At 72.4% G+C, this 20,332-nt stretch carries 17 protein-coding genes; 7 read left to right on the top strand and 10 right to left on the bottom strand.

All coding sequences use genetic code 11. From position 1 onward, the window contains the following. Nucleotides 1–28: 28 nt before the first annotated feature. The 7 genes from AC6CKD_RS11520 to AC6CKD_RS11550 all read right to left on the bottom strand — a co-directional run bounded on the left by AC6CKD_RS11520 (nucleotide 29) and on the right by AC6CKD_RS11550 (nucleotide 6,314). On the bottom strand, nucleotides 29–295 hold the full coding sequence (locus tag AC6CKD_RS11520) for a Uma2 family endonuclease (RefSeq protein WP_498326973.1): 267 nt from the start codon (nucleotides 293–295) through the stop codon (nucleotides 29–31). Continuing rightward, the gene (locus tag AC6CKD_RS11525) at nucleotides 295–456 is read right to left on the bottom strand and encodes a hypothetical protein (RefSeq protein WP_498326974.1); all 162 of its coding nucleotides are present in this window, start codon (nucleotides 454–456) and stop codon (nucleotides 295–297) included. The genes AC6CKD_RS11520 and AC6CKD_RS11525 overlap by 1 nt, the downstream gene beginning before the upstream one ends. Before the next feature lie 64 nt (nucleotides 457–520). Beyond that, on the bottom strand, nucleotides 521–1,831 hold the full coding sequence (locus tag AC6CKD_RS11530) for a DUF58 domain-containing protein (protein ID WP_498326975.1): 1,311 nt from the start codon (nucleotides 1,829–1,831) through the stop codon (nucleotides 521–523). Beyond that, on the bottom strand, nucleotides 1,831–2,793 hold the full coding sequence (locus AC6CKD_RS11535; protein ID WP_243337432.1) for an AAA family ATPase: 963 nt from the start codon (nucleotides 2,791–2,793) through the stop codon (nucleotides 1,831–1,833). The genes AC6CKD_RS11530 and AC6CKD_RS11535 overlap by 1 nt, the downstream gene beginning before the upstream one ends. Continuing rightward, nucleotides 2,790–4,427 carry a DUF4350 domain-containing protein gene (locus tag AC6CKD_RS11540; RefSeq protein ID WP_498326976.1) on the bottom strand — a complete coding sequence of 546 codons (1,638 nt, stop codon included), beginning with the start codon at nucleotides 4,425–4,427 and terminating at the stop codon, nucleotides 2,790–2,792. The genes AC6CKD_RS11535 and AC6CKD_RS11540 overlap by 4 nt, the downstream gene beginning before the upstream one ends. After that, nucleotides 4,424–5,095 (bottom strand): DUF4129 domain-containing protein, encoded by a 672-nt coding sequence (locus tag AC6CKD_RS11545; RefSeq protein ID WP_498326977.1) that lies wholly within the window; start codon nucleotides 5,093–5,095, stop codon nucleotides 4,424–4,426. The genes AC6CKD_RS11540 and AC6CKD_RS11545 overlap by 4 nt, the downstream gene beginning before the upstream one ends. 7 nt (nucleotides 5,096–5,102) lie before the next feature. Next, nucleotides 5,103–6,314, bottom strand: coding sequence for a hypothetical protein (locus tag AC6CKD_RS11550; RefSeq protein ID WP_498326978.1), 1,212 nt, complete (start codon nucleotides 6,312–6,314; stop codon nucleotides 5,103–5,105). 251 nt (nucleotides 6,315–6,565) lie between these two features. On the opposite strand from AC6CKD_RS11550, the gene mtrA reads away from it, so the two are divergent. The 6 genes from mtrA to AC6CKD_RS11580 all read left to right on the top strand — a co-directional run bounded on the left by mtrA (nucleotide 6,566) and on the right by AC6CKD_RS11580 (nucleotide 14,151). Continuing rightward, nucleotides 6,566–7,255 carry a two-component system response regulator MtrA gene (gene mtrA / locus AC6CKD_RS11555; RefSeq protein ID WP_274552971.1) on the top strand — a complete coding sequence of 230 codons (690 nt, stop codon included), beginning with the start codon at nucleotides 6,566–6,568 and terminating at the stop codon, nucleotides 7,253–7,255. 1 nt (nucleotide 7,256) lies between these two features. After that, entirely contained in the window at nucleotides 7,257–9,365 is a 2,109-nt protein-coding gene (gene mtrB, locus AC6CKD_RS11560; protein WP_498326980.1) for an MtrAB system histidine kinase MtrB, read from the top strand. Continuing rightward, on the top strand, nucleotides 9,355–11,190 hold the full coding sequence (locus tag AC6CKD_RS11565; RefSeq protein ID WP_498326981.1) for an LpqB family beta-propeller domain-containing protein: 1,836 nt from the start codon (nucleotides 9,355–9,357) through the stop codon (nucleotides 11,188–11,190). Before mtrB ends, AC6CKD_RS11565 begins: the two co-directional genes overlap by 11 nt. A 107-nt stretch (nucleotides 11,191–11,297) precedes the next feature. Continuing rightward, a complete protein-coding gene (locus AC6CKD_RS11570) occupies nucleotides 11,298–12,086 on the top strand; it encodes a ComF family protein (RefSeq protein ID WP_498326983.1) in 789 nt (262 codons plus the stop codon). Between the two features lie 359 nt (nucleotides 12,087–12,445). After that, entirely contained in the window at nucleotides 12,446–13,153 is a 708-nt protein-coding gene (hpf, locus tag AC6CKD_RS11575; protein ID WP_498326985.1) for a ribosome hibernation-promoting factor, HPF/YfiA family, read from the top strand. 269 nt (nucleotides 13,154–13,422) lie between these two features. Continuing rightward, complete coding sequence (locus tag AC6CKD_RS11580) at nucleotides 13,423–14,151, top strand: response regulator (RefSeq protein WP_250751046.1); 729 nt, start codon at nucleotides 13,423–13,425, stop codon at nucleotides 14,149–14,151. A 416-nt stretch (nucleotides 14,152–14,567) separates the two neighbouring features. On the opposite strand, the gene AC6CKD_RS11585 is transcribed toward AC6CKD_RS11580, so the two are convergent. Both AC6CKD_RS11585 and AC6CKD_RS11590 read right to left on the bottom strand, forming a co-directional pair. Continuing rightward, a complete protein-coding gene (locus AC6CKD_RS11585) occupies nucleotides 14,568–15,761 on the bottom strand; it encodes a winged helix-turn-helix domain-containing protein (protein ID WP_498326987.1) in 1,194 nt (397 codons plus the stop codon). A gap of 9 nt (nucleotides 15,762–15,770) precedes the next feature. After that, nucleotides 15,771–16,352, bottom strand: a complete 582-nt coding sequence (locus AC6CKD_RS11590; RefSeq protein WP_498326989.1) for a GNAT family N-acetyltransferase — start codon at nucleotides 16,350–16,352, stop codon at nucleotides 15,771–15,773. 240 nt (nucleotides 16,353–16,592) lie between these two features. Here AC6CKD_RS11590 and secA point away from each other — a divergent pair, with 240 nt between their 5' ends. Beyond that, on the top strand, nucleotides 16,593–19,367 hold the full coding sequence (gene secA / locus AC6CKD_RS11595) for a preprotein translocase subunit SecA (protein ID WP_498326990.1): 2,775 nt from the start codon (nucleotides 16,593–16,595) through the stop codon (nucleotides 19,365–19,367). Between the two features lie 84 nt (nucleotides 19,368–19,451). Here the strand turns inward: secA and AC6CKD_RS11600 are convergent, their stop codons facing one another. After that, on the bottom strand, nucleotides 19,452–20,009 hold the full coding sequence (locus AC6CKD_RS11600; RefSeq protein ID WP_498326991.1) for an Rv3235 family protein: 558 nt from the start codon (nucleotides 20,007–20,009) through the stop codon (nucleotides 19,452–19,454). Between the last annotated feature and the right edge of the window lie 323 nt (nucleotides 20,010–20,332).

Below are 20,332 nucleotides of genomic sequence, written 5' to 3' on the forward strand. Positions count from 1 at the left end.
TTTTTCGGAGGGCCGCAGCCCGGGCTCGTTACCAGTCGGCGGGATAGCTCTTTAGGCTGTCCGTGTCGAGCGACCATTGGCCGGCTGTGACGGTGTTCCCGAAGGCGTAGGGGACCTTCTTGCGGTACTTGATGCCGTCGGGCCCGTCCGAGGGGTCGCTGTGCACCGTGACGGTCTTCTTGTCCTTGCGGGGGTCCACGACGACGTAGAGCGGGACCCCCATCTTTGGGTAATCGTGCAGCTTGTCGCGGATGTCGGTGAGGGAGTTCGTGCGGGAGACGACCTCCACGACCATCAGGACGTCCGGTGGGGCGCCGTGGGGCTCACCATCGTAAGGAAGATCTGACCGTCGGTGGTCTGCACCTTCCACTGGTCTTCCTGGTGCCCGGCCAGCTCCGCGAGCTGCTCCGCGAAGTCGTGCATGCGGCGCATCTGCTCGGGGGTGAGGTCGGCCATGCTGTCCTCATGGTGAGTGCCCGACCAACGTATCCACCCACGGCAGGGGGGACGCTCACGTCGGCTACAGGCGGCCCGCGGCCTTGAGGGACAGGTAGGCGTCGGCCAGGGCGGGGGCCAGGGTGTCGGGGGTCGCGTCGACCACGTGGACGCCGTGGCGGGTGAGCTGTTCGGCGGTGCGGCGGCGGGCGGACTGGGACTGGGTGCCCGCGGCGGCTTCGTAGACGGCCTCCACGGTGCCGCGGGACTTGGCCATCTCCTCGACGTGGGGGTCGGAGACCGCGGCCAGGAGGACCGTGTGGCGCTGGGTGAGGCTGGGGAGGAGCGGGAGCAGGCCCTCCTCGATGGGGGCTGCGTCCAGGCTGGTCAGGAGGACCACCAGGGAGCGGCGCGGGGCGCTGCGCAGGATGGTGGAGACCAGGGTGCGGGAGTCGGTTTCGACCAGTTCTGGTTCGAGGGTGGCCATCGCGTTCACGAAGGCGGGGAGGGTGTCGGCCGCGCTGCGGGCCTGGACCTGGGCGCGGAGACGGCGGTCGTGGGCCAGGAGGTCCACTCGGTCGCCCGCGCGGGTGGCCAGGGCGGTGAGGAGCAGGGCCGCGTCCATCGCCGAGTCCAGGCGCGGGGCGTCGCCGACGCGGCCGGCCGCGGTGCGGCCGGTGTCGAGGCAGATCAGGATGTGGCGGTCGCGTTCCGGGCGCCAGGTGCGGACGGCGACCTTGCTCTGGCGGGCGGTGGCCCGCCAGTCGATGGAACGGGTGTCGTCGCCGGGTACGTAGTCGCGCAGGCTGTCGAACTCCGTGCCCTCACCGCGCGTCAGGACGCTGGTGCGGCCGTCGAGTTCGCGCAGGCGCGCCAGGCGGGAGGGGAGGTGTTTGCGGCTCGCGAAGGGCGGCAGGACTCGGACGGTCCACGGGACGGTGTGGTGGCCTTGGCGGGCCAGCAGACCGAGCGGGCCGTACGAGCGGATCGTGACCCGGGCCGCCTGGCGGTCACCGCGGCGGGTGGGCCGCAGGCGGGTGGTGAGGCGGCGGCGTTCGCCCGGAGGGACCGTCAGCGTGTGGCGGGAGCCTGCTACTTCCGTTCCGGGGAGCCAGCTGCTCGGGGGCCAGGCGTCGCGGATGCGGGCACGGAGGGTGCGGGGGGAGGGGTTCGTGATCGTGAGGTGGACGTCTGCGGATTCGCCGAGGCGGACGGAGGTGTCGCCGGAGCGGGCCAGTTGGAGGGTGCGGACCGGGGCCGCGAGGGCGTAGTCGACCGCGCAGGCCAGGGCGATGGGGGCGTTGACCGCCAGCATCCCCGCCCAGCTCGGTCCGAGGATGCCGACGGGGAGGCTGCCGAGGGCCGCGAGCAGGGCGGCGCGTCCGGTGAACGCCATCAGCGCGGGACGGGGACGTGGGTGAGGATCGCGGTGATGACCGCGTCGGCCGTGACGCCCTCCATCTCGGCCTCGGGGCGCAGTTGGACGCGGTGGCGCAGGGTCGGCAGGGCGAGGGCCTTCACGTCGTCGGGGGTCACGTAGTCGCGGCCCACGAGCCAGGCCCAGGCGCGGGCGGTGGCCAGCAGCGCGGTGGCGCCGCGCGGGGAGACGCCGAGGGTGAGGGAGGGGGATTCGCGGGTGGCGCGGCAGATGTCGACGACGTACGCGGTGATCTCCGGGGAGACGCTGGTGGCCTCGACGGCCTTGCGGGCGGCGTCCAGCTCGGCGGGGCCGGCGACCGGGCGGATGCCGGCGGAGTGCAGGTCGCGGGGGTTGAAGCCGGCCGCGTGGCGCGTCAGTACGCCGATCTCGTCCTCGCGGGAGGGGAGGGGCACGGTGAGCTTCAGGAGGAAGCGGTCGAGCTGGGCCTCGGGGAGGGGGTACGTGCCCTCGTACTCGACCGGGTTCATGGTGGCGGCGACGAGGAACGGCTCCGGGAGCTTGCGGGGGGTGCCGTCGACGGTGACCTGGCGCTCCTCCATCGCTTCGAGGAGGGAGGACTGGGTCTTGGGGGGCGTGCGGTTGATCTCGTCGGCGAGGAGGAGGTTGGTGAAGACCGGGCCGTTCTGGAAGGAGAACTCCGCGGTGCGGGCGTCGTAGACGAGGGAGCCGGTGACGTCGCTCGGCATCAGGTCGGGGGTGAACTGGACGCGCTTGGTGTCGAGTTCGAGGGAGGCGGCGAGCGCCCGTACGAGGAGGGTCTTCGCGACGCCGGGGACGCCTTCGAGGAGGACGTGGCCGCGGCAGAGGAGGGCTACGACGAGACCGGTGACGGCGGAGTCCTGGCCGACCACGGCCTTTCCGATCTCGGTGCGGAGCGCCTCCAGGGCGGAGCGGGCGCTGTCCGTGGTGGCCGTCATGAGGTGCGGACCTCTCTTTCGAGGGCGTCGAGGTGGTCGGCGAGCGCGATGAGCGCCGCGTCGGTGGCGGGGGCGGTGCCGAAGAGCAGGGTGTCCGGGTCGCGCGGTCGGTGGCCGGCCGTGAGGCGGGCGGCGACCGCGGGTACCAGGGAGGCGGGGTCGTGGGCCCGGGCGGCGGGTACGCCGACCAGCGCGGCCAGGCGTTCGCGGGCGGCGGCGCGCAGCACGGTGGCGGCGCGGTCGCGGGCGCCGGCCTTGCGGTACAGGCGGGCGCGGCCCTCGGTGGCCTCGGAGGCGCGGACGAGGACGGGGAGGCGTTCGGTGACGAGCGGGCCGAGGCGGCGGGCGCGCCAGAGGGCGGCGACGGCGGCGGCGAGGAACAGCTGCAGCAGGGCCCAGCTCCAGCCGGCGGGGATCAGGTCGAGGAAGCTCTTCTCCTCGCCGGTTCCGGTGCCTTGGGCGTTGTCGGGGTTGCTGTCGGCGAGGGACGGCAGGTACCAGACGAGGTTCGGGCGGGAGCCGAGGAGCTGGAGCGCGAGGGAGGCGTTGCCCTCCTGGGCGAGGGTCTTGTTGAGGAAGACGTCCTCGGAGCCCATGAGGACGGTGTCGCCGCCGCGGACGCCGGTGGGAAGGACGAGGAGGGTGGGGTGGCCGGCACTGGGGTAGCAGCCGGTGGCTCCGGGGGTGGTGGTCGCGTAGCGGTGGCCGTCGCCCGTCGCGGCGCGGCCCGCGGTGGTGGCGGCGGGGAGGGCGCAGGTGGCGCCCGGGTCGAGGTTGGCGTCGGGGGCGTCGCCGTGGGTGCGGGTGCCGGGGGCCAGGGTGGGGAGGCTGAGGGCGCTCGGCGCGAGCAGGACGGTCCGGCCGCCGGAGAGGTCGATCGCGGAACGGATGTCGCGGAGCTGGGTCTCCCCGAGCCGGTCGGGGTCGGTGACCAGCAGGGTCGTGTCGGGGCCGGCGGCGTCGGCGGCCTCCTCGGCGGTGGTCACGACCCGGGTGGTGACCCCGCGGTCCCTGAGCAGCTCGGCCACGGCCCGACTGCCGAAGGGGTCGGCGGACCGGGGGTCGAGGTAGCCGTGATGCGCACCGGAGTTCAGGGCGGCGAGGGCCAGGCCGGCCGCGAGGAGCACCGCGAGCGCGATGAGGAACCCGCGGGCGCGGTTCCAGAGGTCCCGGGGCGATGCGCCTCCGGCGGTGGTACGGGGAGGGGCGGCGGCCTCGCCGGTCGCCGTGGCGAGGGCTCCGGCGGGTGCCGTGGGGGCTGCGCCGCCCGTGCCGGGGGCGGTGGCGGGCGGGCGTGTTGCCGCGCGGGCCGGCCGTGTGAGGGCTGGGCCTGCGGCCCGGGGGTCCGTACCCGGGGTTGCGCCGCCCGAGGCGGGGGCGGTGGCGGGTGGGGGTGTTGCCGCGTGGACGGGGGGAGTGGGGGCTGCGCCGCCCGTGCCGTGGGCTGCGGCCCGGGTCGGGGCTGAACCGTCCGGGGGCGGGGTGGTGGGGGCTGTGCCCGGGTGGTCCGTGGCGGGGGCCGTGGCCGGGGTCGGGGCCGAGTAGTCCGGGGCCGGCGCGCTGGGGGCTGTGGCCGGGTGGTCCGGGCCGGGGGTTGGGGCCGCGTCGTCCGGGGGCGGGGTGGTGGGGGTCATCGGGTGGGGCCTGTCAGGAGGGGCTTCGTGTGGGACAGGGCCTGGTCCAGGGTGGTGAGGGCCGCGTACATCTCGGGGGTGGCCGGGTGGGCGCCGTAGGTGACGTCGTCGAAGGCGCGGGCGGCCGTGCGGAGGGACGCGGCGTGGGACGGCAGGGAGAGGGCGGCTTCGGCGGCCGCCTCGTCCGCGGTGCGGCCCGGGCGGGGGTCGAGGAGGGTGCGCTCCTCCAGGGAGCGGACCACGGCGCGCATGCGCTCCTGGACGGCTTCGCTCCAGCGGCCCTCGCCGGCCAGTGCCTCGGCCGCGGTGCGGTGGTCGGCCGCGCTGCGGATGCCGTCGTCGAAGAGGGTGCCCGGGGCGCGGGCGGCGGTGCGGCCCGGGGCGCCCAGGCGCCACCACAGGGCGGCGAGGAGGAGCAGGGCGAACAGGGCGATCGCCATCAGGCCCAGCGTGCCGCCGGGGGTCGCGCCGGAGGCCCGGTCGAAGAGGTCCCCGACCCACTCCCAGAAGCGGTTCAGGGCCCGTTGGAGCAGGCCCGGGTCGTTCTGGTGGTACGCGGGCTTGGACAGCTCGTGGCGGGCCGCCTCGCGGGCGGCTTCACGGCCGATGGTGACGGGTGGTGTGGGTGGTGGTGGTGTCTGGGTGAGCAGGCCCCCCGTGCTCCTCATGCCCGCGTCAGCCTCCGGTCGGCGGCGTGGTGGTGCCGTAGTTCTCGATGCCCGCCGCCCGTGCGAGCTCCAGGTCTAGGGCCTCGCGGCGGATGCGCTGGTCGATGTAGAGCAGGACGGTGACGCCCGCCTGGATCGGCATCGTGATCGTCAGTCCGATGACCACGCCGATGGCCGACACGATCAGGTAGCCCCAGCTCGTGGCCCCGCTGCCGTCGGCCATGCCGTCGAGGCCGCCGCCGAACAGCAGCCCGCCCACGAAGCTGAGGGGGAAGACGATGAGGACCGAGACGATTCCGGTGAGGATGTTCGTCAGGAGGGTGATGCCGAAGATCCGCCACCAGGAGCCGTCGACCAGCTTCGAGGAGCGGACGAGGGACTTGCGCACCGTCGCCTTCTCCAGCATCAGCGCGGGCGAGGCCAGGGAGAACCTGATCCAGAGCCACAGGATCAGGCCCAGGGCGATCAAGCCGCCGAGGAGGGCGAGGCCGTCCTGTCCGGCGAGGGCGCCGGGCAGGACCAGCACGGTGAAGACGAGGGCCGCGCCGACCCCCAGCAGGAGGGTCAGGCCGAACAGCCGGGCGAGCTGCGGGCGGGCCTCGCGCCAGGCGGTGCCGATCGAGGAGCCCTGGCCGAGCACCGCGCGGCTGAAGATCATGGTGAGCATCGCGGTGGCGACGATGGCTCCGACGAGCTGGATGAACCCGTTCGCCGCGGTCAGGCCCATGACGGGTCCGAGGGCGTCGATCTGCTCGTCCAGCGGGGCGTCGCTCGACTGGTCCAGTACCAAGTCGCCGAACGCGTACTTCTGGATGAGCACGCTGGCGATCTGTACGACGATGGCCACGGCCAGGGTGATCGGCAGCACCGCGCGCCAGTGCTTGCGCATGGTGGTGACGGCCCCGTCGAGGATCTCGCCCACGCCGAGCGGTCGCAGCGGGATCACGCCGGGCTTCACGGCCCGGGTCTGGTCGCCCCAGCCGCCCTGGCCGCCGCCGTTCGAACCCCAGCCCGTGCCCGGCCGCGGAGCCGCGGGCGGCTGCTGCTCGGGGTTCGGCGGGGTCTGGCCCGGGGTCGGGCTCGACCACTGGCCGGGGGGCGGCTGCTCGGCGGACCACTTGGAGTCGCCGGTTCCGCCCGCGGGCGGCTGCGTACCGTGGGAGCCCTCACCGTCGGACGGGGAGGATCCGGGCGTAGCCCAGCCCGGAGAGTCGTTCATCGTCGCTCCTTCACGTGCACTGCGGGTGCGGGCGCTTGGTCCGGCTGCCATCGTGCCATGTGACAACCTCAAACGGACCAGCCGTCCCCAACGGGCCAGCCGTCCCCTGAATCCCGGGCCGTTCCCGCCTTCGTACGGCGCGCGGATCCGGGGCACACTGGGCGCCCTGATCTCCACGCAGGTCCGAGGGGCGATTTCCAGCCCCTTTGGCTGTGGGACAGCTCACCGCCGGGTAACGATTAGCTAATGGGATGATGTCAACCATGAAGGGACGCGTCCTTGTCGTCGACGACGACACCGCGCTGGCCGAGATGCTCGGCATTGTGCTGCGTGGAGAAGGTTTTGAGCCGTCGTTCGTAGCGGACGGCGACAAGGCACTGGCTGCCTTCCGGGAGGCGAAGCCGGATCTCGTGCTGCTCGACCTCATGCTGCCCGGTAGGGACGGCATAGAGGTGTGCAGGCTGATCCGCGCCGAGTCGGGCGTACCGATCGTCATGCTCACCGCCAAGAGCGACACCGTGGACGTGGTCGTGGGCCTGGAGTCCGGGGCCGACGACTACATCGTCAAGCCGTTCAAGCCGAAGGAGCTGGTGGCGCGCATCCGTGCCCGTCTGCGCCGCTCGGAGGAGCCCGCGCCCGAGCAGCTCACCATCGGTGACCTGGTCATCGACGTGGCAGGGCACTCGGTCAAGCGGGAGGGCGCCTCGATCGCGCTGACCCCGCTGGAGTTCGACCTCCTGGTCGCCCTCGCCCGCAAGCCCTGGCAGGTCTTCACCCGCGAGGTGCTCCTGGAGCAGGTCTGGGGCTACCGCCACGCGGCCGACACCCGCCTGGTCAACGTGCACGTCCAGCGACTGCGCTCCAAGGTCGAGAAGGACCCGGAGCGCCCCGAGATCGTCGTGACCGTGCGCGGGGTCGGCTACAAGGCCGGACCGAGCTGACATGACACCCGGCGAGCCCCGTGGCCGCTCCCGCCGTGGAGCGCTGCGGGGCGGCCGGCTGCTCCGGGAAGGAGCACCCGGCGGCCCCGTGCTGCGGCTGTTCGTACGCCTCGTACGCCGGCCGCTGCTTCCGGCTGTCCGGCTGTGGCGGCGCAACATCCAGCTCCGGGTGGTGGCCGCCACCCTGCTGATCTCCCTCGCCGTGGTCCTCGCCCTCGGGTTCGTGGTCATCGCGCAGGTCAGCAAGGGCCTCCTCGACGCCAAGGAGGAGGCCGCGCAGAGCCAGGCCGCCGGCGGTTTCGCGGTCGCCCAGGAGAAGGCCAACACGCCCTATACGGCGGACGGGCCCGACGCCTCCGACAACAAGGTCGGCCGGGACGCCAGCACCTGGATGAACTCGCTGGTCAAACAGCTCGCCAGTGGCGGGCAGAGCGCCTTCGAGGTGGCGGCGCTGGGCGCCGGCACCGGGACCGGCGAGGAACAGCCGGCCGTCCGCGGCGCCCTCGGCGTCCGCGGGGCCCGTGCCTCCGGCAACGTGGACCCGACCGCCAGCGTCCCGCTGGAGCTGCGCCGCAGCGTCAACCACGCGACCGGCGCCTTCAAGACCTTCTCGCAGATCCGCTACACCGATGCCGGGGACAAGCTGCCCGAGCCCGCGCTCGTCATCGGCAAGCGGCTCACCGACATCAACGGCGACCCGTACGACCTGTACTACCTCTTCCCGCTCACCCAGGAGGAGGAGTCCCTCAACCTGGTCAAGGTCACCATCGCCACCGCCGGGCTCTTCGTCGTGGTCCTCCTCGGCGGCATCGCCTGGCTCGTCGTGCGCCAGGTCGTCACCCCCGTACGGATGGCCGCGGGGATCGCCGAGCGGCTCTCGGCGGGGCGGCTCCAGGAGCGCATGAAGGTCACAGGCGAGGACGACATCGCCCGTCTGGGCGAGGCCTTCAACAAAATGGCCCAGAACCTCCAGAACAAGATCCAGCAGCTGGAGGACCTCTCCCGGCTGCAGCGCCGCTTCGTCTCGGACGTCTCCCACGAGCTGCGGACCCCGCTCACGACGGTACGGATGGCCGCGGACGTCATCCACGACGCCCGCGCCGACTTCGACCCGGTCACCGCACGCTCCGCCGAGCTGCTGGCCGGACAGCTCGACCGGTTCGAGTCGCTCCTCGCCGACCTGCTGGAGATCAGCCGGTTCGACGCGGGCGCCGCCGCCCTGGAGGCGGAGCCGATCGACCTGCGGGACGTCGTCCACCGGGTCATCGACGCGGCGGAGCCGCTGGCCGAGCACAAGAACACCCGGATCCGCGTCCTCGGGGACACCCAGCCGGTGATAGCCGAGGCCGACGCCCGGCGCGTGGAGCGGGTACTGCGCAACCTGGTCGTCAACGCCGTCGAGCACGGCGAGGGCCGCGACGTGGTCGTCCGGCTCGCCTCGGCGGGCGGGGCCGTCGCCGTGGCCGTACGGGACTACGGGGTCGGCCTCAAGCCCGGCGAGGCCACCCGCGTCTTCAACCGCTTCTGGCGGGCGGACCCGGCGCGGGCGCGCACGACCGGCGGTACCGGCCTCGGCCTGTCCATCGCCGTCGAGGACGCCCGGCTGCACGGAGGCTGGCTCCAGGCGTGGGGCGAGCCCGGCGGCGGCTCGCAGTTCCGCCTGACGCTGCCGCGCACGGCCGACGAGCCGCTGCGCGGATCGCCGATCCCGCTGGAGCCCGAGGACTCGCGGGCCAACCGGGCCAGGGCCGCCGAGGAGGGCTCCACGGCCGCCGGGCAGCGGGCGCAGGAGGAACAGCGGGCGGGGCGCACCGACCGGTCGCCGATACCGCCGAGGTCCCCGGTCGCGGGTGCGATGCCGGTACCGGCCGACCCGACGGCGCTGCCGGGCAGCGGGGCGCGGGTCGTGACCCGGCCGGGCGGGGCCTCCGGGGCAACGGACTCGGAGCGCGAGGGCGGGACGGGCGCGATGGGCGGAACTGGTGGGACTGGTGGGACTGGTGGAGCGAGTGGAGCCGGCGGGCCTGGGGGGACCGGCGGAGCGAGTGGAGCCGGTGGGAGTGGTGGAGCGGGCGGGAGCGGTGGAGCGGGTGGATCGCATGGGCGCTGAGCCGGGCCGGTCGCGCCGGCGCACGCCGAGCGCCCTCAGGGCCTTCGTCTTCGGCGCGGCGGGGCTGCTGCTCGCAGGCTGCGCCTCCATGCCCGACCACGGCGAGATCCGTCCCGTGGAGGCCTCCCAGGGGGTCGACTCACAGGTCCGCGTCTTCGGCGTGCCGCCGGCCGACAAGGCCAGCCCGCAGGAGATCGTCGACGGCTTCCTGGAGGCCATGACGAGCGATGACCCGCAGCTCCAGACCGCCCGCAAGTACCTCACCAAGGAAGCGGCGGCGAAGTGGAAGCCCGGCGCGGCCGTCACCGTGCTCTCCTCCGGTCTCGACCGGTTCTCCGTCCAGGGCGAGAAGGACCCGGCGGCCCCCCGGTTCAAGGTCGCGGGCAAGACGCTGGCCACGGTGGACGAGCGCAGCGCGTACCAGCCGGAGACCGGCGACCGGCGCTACGAGGAGTTCCTGCAGCTCACGCAGGAGGACAAGCAGTGGCGGATCGCGACCCCGCCCAGCAGCCTGGTGCTCAGCGAATCCGACTTCCAGCGCATCTACATGCCGGTCAACAAGTACTACTTCGCGGGCGCCACGCTCGTCGCCGACCCCGTCTACGTGCGCCAGCGCAGCGACCCCGACTCCCGGATGGACCCGACCACCCAGACCGTCACCTCGCTGCTGGCCGGCCCCTCCAGGTGGCTCGGGCCGGTGGTCACCTCCAGCTTCCCGACCGGGACCGAGCTGCGCGAGGGCACCAAGTCCCTTGCGATCGACGGCCAGAACACGCTGCGCGTGCCCCTGAACAAGAACGCGGACGATGTCGCGGAGCCGCAGTGCCAGCGGATGGCGACCCAACTCCTGTACACGGTCAAGGATCTGACGGGTTCCCGGGTCGACCGGGTCGACATCGTGCGCTCCGACGGCACCACGCGCTGCGAGGTGGCAGAAGCGGACGCGGCCGTGCTCGCCAACCGGCCGCTCTCGCCCGGCCACCAGTACTACGTGGACGCCGAGAACCGGCTGCAGCGGTTGAACCTGGACCCCAACCGCGAGGAGCAGCAGGACCCGCCGACACCGGCCCCCGGCCCGCTGGCCGGGAACCCGGCCTTCAAGGTGGGCTCCGCCGCCGTGTCCTACGACGAGAAGCGTGCCGCGGTCGTCTCCGAGGACGGGCACGGGCTGTACGTGGTCAACCTGACCACCGCCGGAGCGATTCCGTCGCCGCTGCTGACCGGCAAGGGGGCCAAGCCCAACGGGCTCACCACGCCGACCTGGGACGCGGCGGGCGATCTGTGGGTCGCGGACCCCGACCTGCAGGACCCGACGCTGTGGCGGCTGCCCGGCGGCACCGGGACCCCCGAACGGGTCGAGGTGTCCGGGCTGGCCGGCGGGCGGATCACGGGGCTGAAGGCCTCGCCCGACGGGGTGCGGATCGCCCTGCTGGTGCAGCGGGAGAGCCGCAAGTACCTGTACATGGGGCGGATCGAGCGTCCCGACGGAAAGGGCGACGCCTCGGCGGTCTCGGTGCGCGAGCTGCGGCCGGCCGCTCCGCAGCTCGCGGACGTGACGGCGATGAGCTGGGCGCCGCGCGGCCGGCTGCTGGTGGTGGGCCGGGAGAGCGGCGGGGTCGTACAGGCCCGCTACATGCTGGCCGACGGATCGATGGTCGGGGCCGGGCTGCCCGGAGCCACCGGGCTGGTGGCGGTCGCCGCGAGCGAGGACGAGAAGAAGCCCGTGGTCGCCGAGTCGTTGGAGGACGGCATCGTGTGGCTGCCGCCGGGGGCGCAGTGGCGCACGGTGGTGGCCGGCGGGCGGGCTCCGGTCTACCCGGGCTGACGGCCTGCCGACCAGGTCGGTGGGCCCCTGGGGCCGGTGTGAGCTGCCCTTTCGTGGTTGTCCACAGGGGTGGTGGAGTGCTGCCCCCGCCCGGCAGGGTGGACGTCATGCGGGAGTGGTGGGGGCGGGGGCTGGCCGGTGAGCTGGCCGGGCTGGTGCTGCCGGTCGGGTGCGCCGGCTGCGGGGCCGGCCGCGCGGTGCTGTGCGGAGCCTGCCGGTCGGCGCTCAGCGGGGCCGGGGCGGGCCCGGTACGGCCGTCTCCGTGTCCCGTGGGGCTCCCCGCGGTCTATGCGGCCACCGCGTACCGGGAGGCCGTACGGGCCGTCGTACTGGCCCACAAGGAGCGCGGCGCGCTGCCGCTGGCCGGCGTCCTCGGCGCGGCCCTGGCGGCCGCGGTCCGCGCGGGCGGGGTGGGCGGGGCGGGCGGGGCGGGGGACGGAGGCGTGGCCCTGGTTCCCGTGCCCTCCGCGCGGCACCGGGTGCGGGCGCGCGGGCACGACTCGGCGCGCAGGATCGCACTGGCCGCCTCGGCGCGGCTGCGGCGGGAGGGCGTGCCCGCGCGCGTGGCGCCCGTACTGCGGCTGCGGCGGGCGGTGGCCGACCAGGCGGGCCTGGGGGCGGCGCAGCGCCGGGAGAACCTCGCGGGAGCCCTGCAGGCGCGGCCCGGAGCCGGGCGGGTGACATCGGGGGCGGCCCGGATCGTCCTCGTGGACGACCTCGTCACCACCGGATCCACCCTGGTCGAGGCGGCGCGGGCGCTGCGCGAGGCCGGGATCGGGGTGCCGGGAGGGGCGGCCGCGGCGGGGGCCCTGGTTGCCGCCGTGGTGGCCGCGCCGGCCGATTCCTTCGTGCGTCCCGGTGGCGCAACTCGGACAGAGCAAAAAACTTGTGAATAGATTTGGAACTGGAAGGGAAGGCGCATCGTTGCAGGTAGTGAGAGGGAACGGACACCTGAACGGAGGTACGTTCCGGTAGCGGGTGCCGACAACCGGCATAGAGGGATATGTTCGGTTGTAAGGAATTGGCGAACCTTGGGCCCCACGCATCGGAGCGCAGGTTTCGAGCGGCTGTACGTTTCGAAAACTTCGTGTCAGAGGTTGTCCCTCGACTCCGAAGTCGGTGGGGTGTAGATCTTGCCGATGGGGGAGGAGGAGGTGGAAGTCGCCAAGTCCGAGGCTCCGGTGTTCACCGGGGTCTGGTGCGAAAGGGAGACGCTTCGCCCCTGAGGCGGAGCTATCCGGGAACGGAGTTCTGCGTGGACATCGTCGTCAAGGGCCGTAAGACCGAGGTGCCCGACCGGTTCCGCAAGCACGTGGCCGAGAAGCTGAATCCGGAGCGGATCCAGAAGCTCGACGCCAAGGTGATCAGCTTGGACGTCGAGGTGTCCAAGGAGCACAACCCGCGCCAGGCCGACCGTTCCGACCGCGTGGAGATCACCCTGCGTTCGCGGGGCCCGGTGATTCGTGCCGAAGCCGCCGCCGCAGACCCGTACGCGGCGCTCGACCTCGCTCAGGACAAGCTGGAGGCCCGGCTGCGCAAGCAGCACGACAAGCGCCACACCCGTCGTGGTTCCGGACGGCTCTCGGCGGCCGAGGTCGCCGACGTGGTTCCGAACGCCGCGACCCTGAACGGCAACGGCGAGCCGGTCAACGGAGAGAAGGCGGACGCGGACGCGATTCCGACCACCCGGATCGGATCGCTGGAAGTGCAGGGCGAAGGCCCGCTCATCGTTCGTGAGAAGACCCATGCGGCCGCACCCATGTCGCTCGACCAGGCCCTCTACGAGATGGAACTGGTCGGTCACGACTTCTACCTGTTCGTCGATTCCGACACCAAGATGCCGAGCGTCGTCTACCGGCGCCACGGTTACGACTACGGCGTGATCCACCTCGACTCCTCCGACGCCGCCTCCAGCTCCGGTGAGCTCGACGGTGCGGGAGCGGGCGGCGCGCTCGGAGGATGAGCCGCTGATTCCGGACTGATTCCGGGCTGGATCCGGGCTGGATCCGGATGTCCGTGCGGTGCCAGTGTGGTGCCCCCGCGTTCGCCCAGGCGGGCGCGGGGGCACTCGTGTGAGGTGACGGCTGCGAAACGGTGGCTTGTAAGGGTCGGCCTGTAATCGTCGGCCTCCGTTCGGTCACGCGGGCATGGAATCATGTCGGGCAGTCAGCCGGCGGCCGCTCTCGTCGGATTGACCCAGCAGCTCAGCACCGTGGTGCAGGGGGAGGAACGATGGCGGACAGCTTCGGGCCGGTGCGTGATGACAACGGTGCGGGCTGCCGTGAGGAGGACCGGGTGGCCGAGCCGATCCGGGTGCTCGTGGTCGACGACCACGCGCTGTTCCGGCGCGGGCTGGAGATCGTCCTCGCGCAGGAGGAGGACATTCAGGTCGTCGGCGAGGCGGGTGACGGGGCGGAGGCCGTGGACAAGGCGGCTGATCTGCTGCCGGACATCGTGCTGATGGACGTGCGGATGCCTCGGCGGGGCGGGATCGAGGCGTGTACCTCGATCAAGGAGGTGGCGCCCTCCGCGAAGATCATCATGCTGACGATCAGCGACGAGGAGGCGGACCTCTACGACGCGATCAAGGCGGGGGCGACCGGGTACCTGCTGAAGGAGATTTCGACGGACGAGGTCGCTACGGCGATCAGGGCAGTGGCTGACGGGCAGTCGCAGATCAGTCCGTCGATGGCGTCGAAGCTGCTGACCGAGTTCAAGTCGATGATCCAGCGGACGGACGAGCGGCGGTTGGTGCCGGCGCCGCGGCTGACGGATCGGGAGCTCGAGGTCTTGAAGCTGGTGGCCACCGGGATGAACAACCGCGACATCGCGAAGGAGTTGTTCATCTCCGAGAACACGGTGAAGAACCACGTGCGGAACATTCTGGAGAAGCTGCAGTTGCACTCCAGGATGGAGGCCGTGGTGTACGCGATGCGGGAGAAGATCCTCGAGATCCGGTAGGGCGGGTCCTGGCCCTGGCCCAGTCTTGGCCTAGCCCTAGCCCTAGCCCTAGCCCTGGCCCAGTTCCCGTCCCGGTCCGGTCTCGGGTGGCCCTGCGGGGCTGTCCCCTACCCGCCCTTCCACCGTTCCCAGGGCGCTGCCCTGACCCGGTCCTCAAGCGCCGGACGGGCTGGGAAGGGGTACCGGGCTGCGCCCGGACCCCCTGGGGCTCCGCCCCAGACCCCGGTCCTCAAACGCCGGACGGCTGAGAAGCCGGAGCCCGGTGCTCACGCGCCGGACGGCTGAGAAGCCGGCCCCGGGTCCTCACGCGCCGGACGGCTCAAAGGCCGGAGCCCGGTGCTCGCGCGACGGGCGGCTGGAAGATTCTGGGGTTCGCCCCGGGGGGGGCGTGCCTCGGACGTTGGTGGGGACGGGGGTCAGAGGGTGGAGAGTTCCGCTGTTACCGCGTTCGCTTCCCCGGGGGAAGACGCTCGGTCGATGCGGATCGTGTCGCAGCCGACCCAGGAGGCGGCTTCGCGGAGGGCTTCGGCCATGGGGCGGGCTGCCTTCGGGGTGGTCAGGGAGAGCTGGCGGGCCACCAGGGTGGTGCCCTCGCGGGCCGGGTCCACGCGGCCCTGGAGGCGGCCTCCGGCCAGCAGGGGCATCGCGAAGTAGCCGTGGATCCGCTGGGGCTTGGGGACGTACGCCTCCAGGCGGTGGGTGAAGCCGAAGATCCGTTCCGTGCGCGGGCGCTCCCAGACCAGGGAGTCGAAGGGGGAGAGGAGGGTCGTGCGGTGGCGGCCCCTGGGGAGTGCGGCCAGGGCCGACGGGTCCGCCCAGGCCGGCTTTCCCCAGCCTTCCACTTCCACCGGGACCAGGCCCGCGTCCTCGACCACCGCGTCGAAGTCGGGGCCCTTGAGCCGGTGGTAGTCCGCGATGTCGGAGCGGGTGCCCACGCCCAAGGACTGCCCCGCGAGGGCCACCAGGCGGCGCTTGCACTCGCGGTCGTCCAAGTCGTCGTGGAGCAGGGCGGCCGGGACGGCCCGCTCGGGGAGGTCGTAGACCCGCTTCCAGCCGCGCCGTTCGGTGCAGACGACCTCGCCGATGTCGAGGAGCCACTCCACCGCGATCTTCGTCTCGGACCATTCGAACCATTCGCCGCCGTTCTTGGCGCCGCCCAGTTCGGTCGAGGTCAGCGGGCCTTCGGCGGCGAGGCGGTCCAGGACCGTCTTCGTCGAGCGGTCCTTGTCCTCCAGGACGTGCCAGCGGTGGCCGCGGGCCTTGCGGGCCCGGCGGCGGAAGGCGAAGTGGGGCCACTCCTCGATCGGCAGGATGCAGGCCGCGTGCGACCAGTACTCGAAGGCGTGGTTCTCCGACCAGTACGCGGCTTCGACGGCGGAGCGGCCGACCGCGCCGAGGCGCGCGTACGGGACGAGTTCGTGGGAGCGGGCCAGTACGGAGATCGTGTCGAGCTGCACGGCGCCCAAGTGGCGCAGGACGCCGCGCACGCCGCCGCGCCGGTCCGGAGCACCCAGGAAGCCCTGCGCGCGCAGCGCGATGCGGCGGGCCTCGTCGGCGGACAAGGACAGGGTGGGCGAGGGAGAGGGTGAGGGCGAGGGCGCGGTCGTCATGGCGGAACCCTAGGGCGTGGCACTGACAGGCGAGGGCAGGTACGGGAGGCGGGAGCTGAGGCCCAGGTCAGAGGGGAGCAGGGCGCCGATCCAGCAGTCCCGGAGGGTCTCGCGGATTTCGATGCCCGCGCGCTGGACGCCCTCGATGACGAAGCCGGCCTTCTCCGCCGCCGCGCGGGAGGCGTCGTTGCCGACGCCGGCGCGCCAGATCAGCCGTACGCAGCCGGCCTCAGTGAAGGCCCAGCGCGCCACGGCGGCCAGGGCCTCGGACAGGTAGCCGCGGCGGCGGTGTCCCGGGGCGGTCCAGAAGCCCACCTCGTGCGCGCCCGTGCCGCGCCGCACGACGCCGATGGTGGCGACCAACGGGCCGTCGGCGCCGAGTCGGACCGCGAAGGCGTACTCGGAGTCCTCGCGCCACCCCGCCGGGACCTTGGCCACGTAGGACTCGGCGTCCGCGCGGCCGTACGGGACGGGTACGGGGATCCAGCGCTGGATCGCCGGGTCCTGGCAGGCCGCGTACACCTCGTCGGCGTCCGAGGGGAGGTGGGGGCGCAGGACGAGGCGCTCGGTGGTCAGCGTGATCGGATCCATGGGGGGATTCTGCTGTGGGAGGACGGCGGCGGCGAAGCGGATTCTCGGAAGAGGGTCCACCCATACCGGCACCTTCGGTGCCCCTCGCACGTTCTCATTTCCGGGCAGTCCAGCCCCGCGGCAGTGCGGACCTCCCGACGCGACCGCGTCCTCGCTTACGATGGCCGTTGCGGTGGGGCCCACCCTCCGTGCCCGTGCACGAACCAGTGCCAGGCCCGACCGGCAAGGAGACAAACCTCGGTGTCCGTCTTCAACAAGCTCATGCGTGCAGGCGAAGGCAAGATCCTCAAAAAACTGCACCGCATCGCGGACCAGGTCAACTCCATCGAAGAGGACTTCGTCAACCTCTCCGACGCCGACTTGCGTGCGCTCACGGACGAGTACAAGCAGCGCTTCCAGGACGGCGAGAGCCTGGACGACCTGCTGCCCGAGGCCTTCGCGACGGTCCGCGAGGCCGCCAAGCGCGTGCTCGGCCAGCGTCACTACGACGTCCAGATGATGGGTGGCGCGGCGCTGCACCTCGGCTACGTGGCCGAGATGAAGACCGGTGAGGGCAAGACCCTCGTCGGCACGCTGCCCGCGTACCTGAACGCGCTGTCCGGCAAGGGCGTCCACCTGATCACGGTGAACGACTACCTCGCCGAGCGCGACTCCGAGATGATGGGCCGGGTGCACAAGTTCCTCGGCCTGGAGGTCGGGTGCATCCTGGCGAACATGTCTCCGGCGCAGCGCCGTGAGCAGTACGCCGCCGACATCACGTACGGCACGAACAACGAGTTCGGCTTCGACTACCTCCGCGACAACATGGCGTGGTCGCAGGACGAGCTCGTCCAGCGCGGCCACAACTTCGCCGTGGTCGACGAGGTCGACTCGATCCTCGTCGACGAGGCCCGTACCCCGCTGATCATCTCGGGCCCGGCCGACCAGGCCACCAAGTGGTACGCGGACTTCGCGAAGCTGGTCACGCGCCTGACCAAGGGCGAGCCCGGCCAGCCCCTCAAGGGCATCGAGGAGACCGGCGACTACGAGGTCGACGAGAAGAAGCGCACCGTCGGCATCCACGAGTCCGGTGTCGCGAAGGTCGAGGACTGGCTCGGCATCGAGAACCTCTACGAGTCGGTGAACACCCCGCTCGTCGGTTACCTCAACAACGCCATCAAGGCCAAGGAGCTCTTCAAGAACGACAAGGACTACGTCGTCATCGACGGCGAAGTCATGATCGTCGACGAGCACACCGGCCGCATCCTGGCCGGCCGCCGCTACAACGAGGGCATGCACCAGGCGATCGAGGCGAAGGAAGGGGTGGACATCAAGGACGAGAACCAGACCCTCGCCACGATCACCCTCCAGAACTTCTTCCGCCTGTACTCGAAGCTGTCGGGCATGACCGGTACGGCCATGACCGAGGCCGCCGAGTTCCACCAGATCTACAAGCTCGGTGTCGTCCCGATCCCGACCAACCGCGACATGGTCCGCAAGGACCAGGCGGACCTGATCTACCGCACCGAGGTCGCGAAGTTCGCCGCCGTCGTCGACGACATCGCGGAGAAGCACGAGAAGGGCCAGCCGATCCTCGTCGGTACGACGTCGGTCGAGAAGTCCGAGTACCTCTCGCAGCAGCTCTCCAAGCGCGGCATCCCGCACGAGGTGCTGAACGCGAAGCAGCACGACCGCGAGGCGACGATCGTCGCCCAGGCGGGCCGTCGCGGCGCCGTCACGGTCGCCACGAACATGGCCGGCCGTGGTACCGACATCAAGCTCGGCGGCAACCCGGACGACCTGGCCGAGGCCGAGCTGCGCCAGCGCGGCCTGGACCCGGAGGAGCACATCGAGGAGTGGGCGCACGCCCTTCCCGAGGCGCTCACGCGGGCCGAGGCGGCCGTGAAGGCGGAGTTCGAGGAGGTCAAGGAGCTCGGCGGGCTGTACGTGCTGGGCACCGAGCGCCACGAGTCGCGCCGCATCGACAACCAGCTGCGCGGCCGCTCCGGCCGACAGGGCGACCCGGGCGAGTCGCGCTTCTACCTGTCGCTCGGCGACGACCTGATGCGGCTGTTCAAGGCGCAGATGGTCGAGCGCGTCATGTCGATGGCGAACGTGCCGGACGACGTGCCGATCGAGAACAAGATGGTCACGCGGGCCATCGCCTCGGCCCAGTCGCAGGTGGAGACCCAGAACTTCGAGACGCGCAAGAACGTCCTGAAGTACGACGAGGTCCTCAACAACCAGCGCACGGTGATCTACAAGGAGCGCCGCCGCGTCCTGGAGGGCGAGGACCTCCAGGAGCAGATCCGTCACATGATGGACGACACGATCGACGCGTACATCACGGCCGAGACGGTCGAGGGGTTCGCGGAGGAGTGGGACCTGGACCGGCTGTGGAACGCCTTCCGGCAGCTCTACCCGATCAAGGTCACGGTGGAGGAGCTGGAGGACGCCGCGGGCGACCGAGCGGGCATCACCGCCGAGTTCATCGCGGAGTCCGTCAAGGACGACATCCACGAGCAGTACGAGGCCCGCGAGGCGACGCTCGGCTCCGAGGTCATGCGCGAGCTGGAGCGGCGCGTGGTGCTGTCGGTGCTGGACCGCAAGTGGCGCGAGCACCTGTACGAGATGGACTACCTGCAGGAGGGCATCGGCCTGCGGGCGATGGCCCAGAAGGACCCGCTGGTCGAGTACCAGCGCGAGGGCTTCGACATGTTCAACGCCATGCAGGAGGGCATCAAGGAGGAGTCCGTCGGCTACCTGTTCAACCTGGAGGTCCAGGTCGAGCAGCAGGTCGAGGAGGTCCTGGTCTCGGACTCCGGTCCGTCGCTGACCAAGCCGGAGATCCGGGCGAAGGGTCTGGACGCCCCGCAGCGGCCGGACCGGCTGCACTTCTCCGCTCCCACCGTGGACGGTGAGGGCGGCGTCGTCGAGGGCGACTTCGACGCGGATTCCGGTGACGACGCCGGGATGACGCGCGCGGAGCGCCGCAAGGCCGCGAAGGCCACGGGCGGCCGTCGCCGCAAGAAGTAACCCCCCGCCGTTCGCGGGATCACCGCCGGGGCCGGACACCACGCTGTGCGTGGGGTCCGGCCCCGGCGGCGTTCGCGGGCGGGGTCACGGGCGCGGGCCGTGGAGTTCCACGGCGGCGCAGCGCCAGCGCAGGTCGGGGCCCTGTTCCAGGCGGAAGGCAAGCGCCGTCAGGCGGTCGCCCGTCGCGATGCGGGCGAAGGCCTCGATGACCCCCGGACCGGGGGTGAAGCGGCCGCATCCGTGGAGGACGGGGCTGAGCCGGCGGGCGTCGTACGCGCGCTCGTGCGGGGGGCCGGCGGGGGCGAGGGTGATCAGCTGGTCGTAGGCGGGGCCGATGGTGTGGCCGATCAGGGAGTGCACCGGGCGGCGCCCGCTGAGGACGGCGAGCAGCCGCTCGGCGAACCAGTGGTGCGGGCCGCGGTGGATGCCCGCGGGCGGGCGGCGCCGGTCGTGGCGGCGGCCGGGCCTCGTGGTGCCGGGGCCGGTGCCGGCGGGCCTCGCGGAGCCGCGGCCGGGGCCGGTGCCGGCACCGGCGCTGCCGGCCGTACTGGGGGTCCCGCTGCCGGTGGTTCCGGGGCGCCGGGCGACCCCGGTGGGGACGGCGGGCGTGGTCCCGGTGGTGCGGGGTGTGCTGGTGGGCATCGCGGCCGTCCCTGGTGTCCGGGCCCGGAGTGGTACCGGGCGGTAACTTGGTAGGGGACTTCTACGGGGCCGCGAACACGCTCCGCAACGACGCCGCGGGGCCTCCCCGGGCCCGGCACGCCTTCACCTATCCGGGTCGGTCCCCGGCCGCCCCCGGGCCTCGCCCCGGGTCCCGCCGGGAGCGAAGTGGACGCCGGCGGGCCCCGCGGCGGCACCCCGAAGGGGGACGCGGGCCGTCACGGACGGAGCCCGGCCCCGGGGCTGCGTTCGGTGGGGAGCGGCCGCGCACCGGTCGTATCCTGGGGGCGTTTCCGACTATCGAA

This window comes from Streptomyces sp. GQ60, assembly GCF_059758875.1.

Excerpts from the sequence above, each read along its gene's own strand:
- AC6CKD_RS11520 (WP_498326973.1), bottom strand. The coding sequence starts at position 295 with ATGGTCGTGGAGGTCGTCTCCCGCACGAACTCCCTCACCGACATCCGC.
- AC6CKD_RS11525 (WP_498326974.1), bottom strand. The coding sequence starts at position 456 with ATGGCCGACCTCACCCCCGAGCAGATGCGCCGCATGCACGACTTCGCG.
- AC6CKD_RS11530 (WP_498326975.1), bottom strand. The coding sequence starts at position 1,831 with ATGGCGTTCACCGGACGCGCCGCCCTGCTCGCGGCCCTCGGCAGCCTC.
- AC6CKD_RS11535 (WP_243337432.1), bottom strand. The coding sequence starts at position 2,793 with ATGACGGCCACCACGGACAGCGCCCGCTCCGCCCTGGAGGCGCTCCGC.
- AC6CKD_RS11540 (WP_498326976.1), bottom strand. The coding sequence starts at position 4,427 with ATGACCCCCACCACCCCGCCCCCGGACGACGCGGCCCCAACCCCCGGC.
- AC6CKD_RS11545 (WP_498326977.1), bottom strand. The coding sequence starts at position 5,095 with ATGAGGAGCACGGGGGGCCTGCTCACCCAGACACCACCACCACCCACA.
- AC6CKD_RS11550 (WP_498326978.1), bottom strand. The coding sequence starts at position 6,314 with ATGAACGACTCTCCGGGCTGGGCTACGCCCGGATCCTCCCCGTCCGAC.
- mtrA (WP_274552971.1), top strand. The coding sequence starts at position 6,566 with ATGATGTCAACCATGAAGGGACGCGTCCTTGTCGTCGACGACGACACC.
- mtrB (WP_498326980.1), top strand. The coding sequence starts at position 7,257 with ATGACACCCGGCGAGCCCCGTGGCCGCTCCCGCCGTGGAGCGCTGCGG.
- AC6CKD_RS11565 (WP_498326981.1), top strand. The coding sequence starts at position 9,355 with ATGGGCGCTGAGCCGGGCCGGTCGCGCCGGCGCACGCCGAGCGCCCTC.
- AC6CKD_RS11570 (WP_498326983.1), top strand. The coding sequence starts at position 11,298 with ATGCGGGAGTGGTGGGGGCGGGGGCTGGCCGGTGAGCTGGCCGGGCTG.
- AC6CKD_RS11580 (WP_250751046.1), top strand. The coding sequence starts at position 13,423 with ATGGCGGACAGCTTCGGGCCGGTGCGTGATGACAACGGTGCGGGCTGC.
- AC6CKD_RS11585 (WP_498326987.1), bottom strand. The coding sequence starts at position 15,761 with ATGACGACCGCGCCCTCGCCCTCACCCTCTCCCTCGCCCACCCTGTCC.
- AC6CKD_RS11590 (WP_498326989.1), bottom strand. The coding sequence starts at position 16,352 with ATGGATCCGATCACGCTGACCACCGAGCGCCTCGTCCTGCGCCCCCAC.
- AC6CKD_RS11600 (WP_498326991.1), bottom strand. The coding sequence starts at position 20,009 with ATGCCCACCAGCACACCCCGCACCACCGGGACCACGCCCGCCGTCCCC.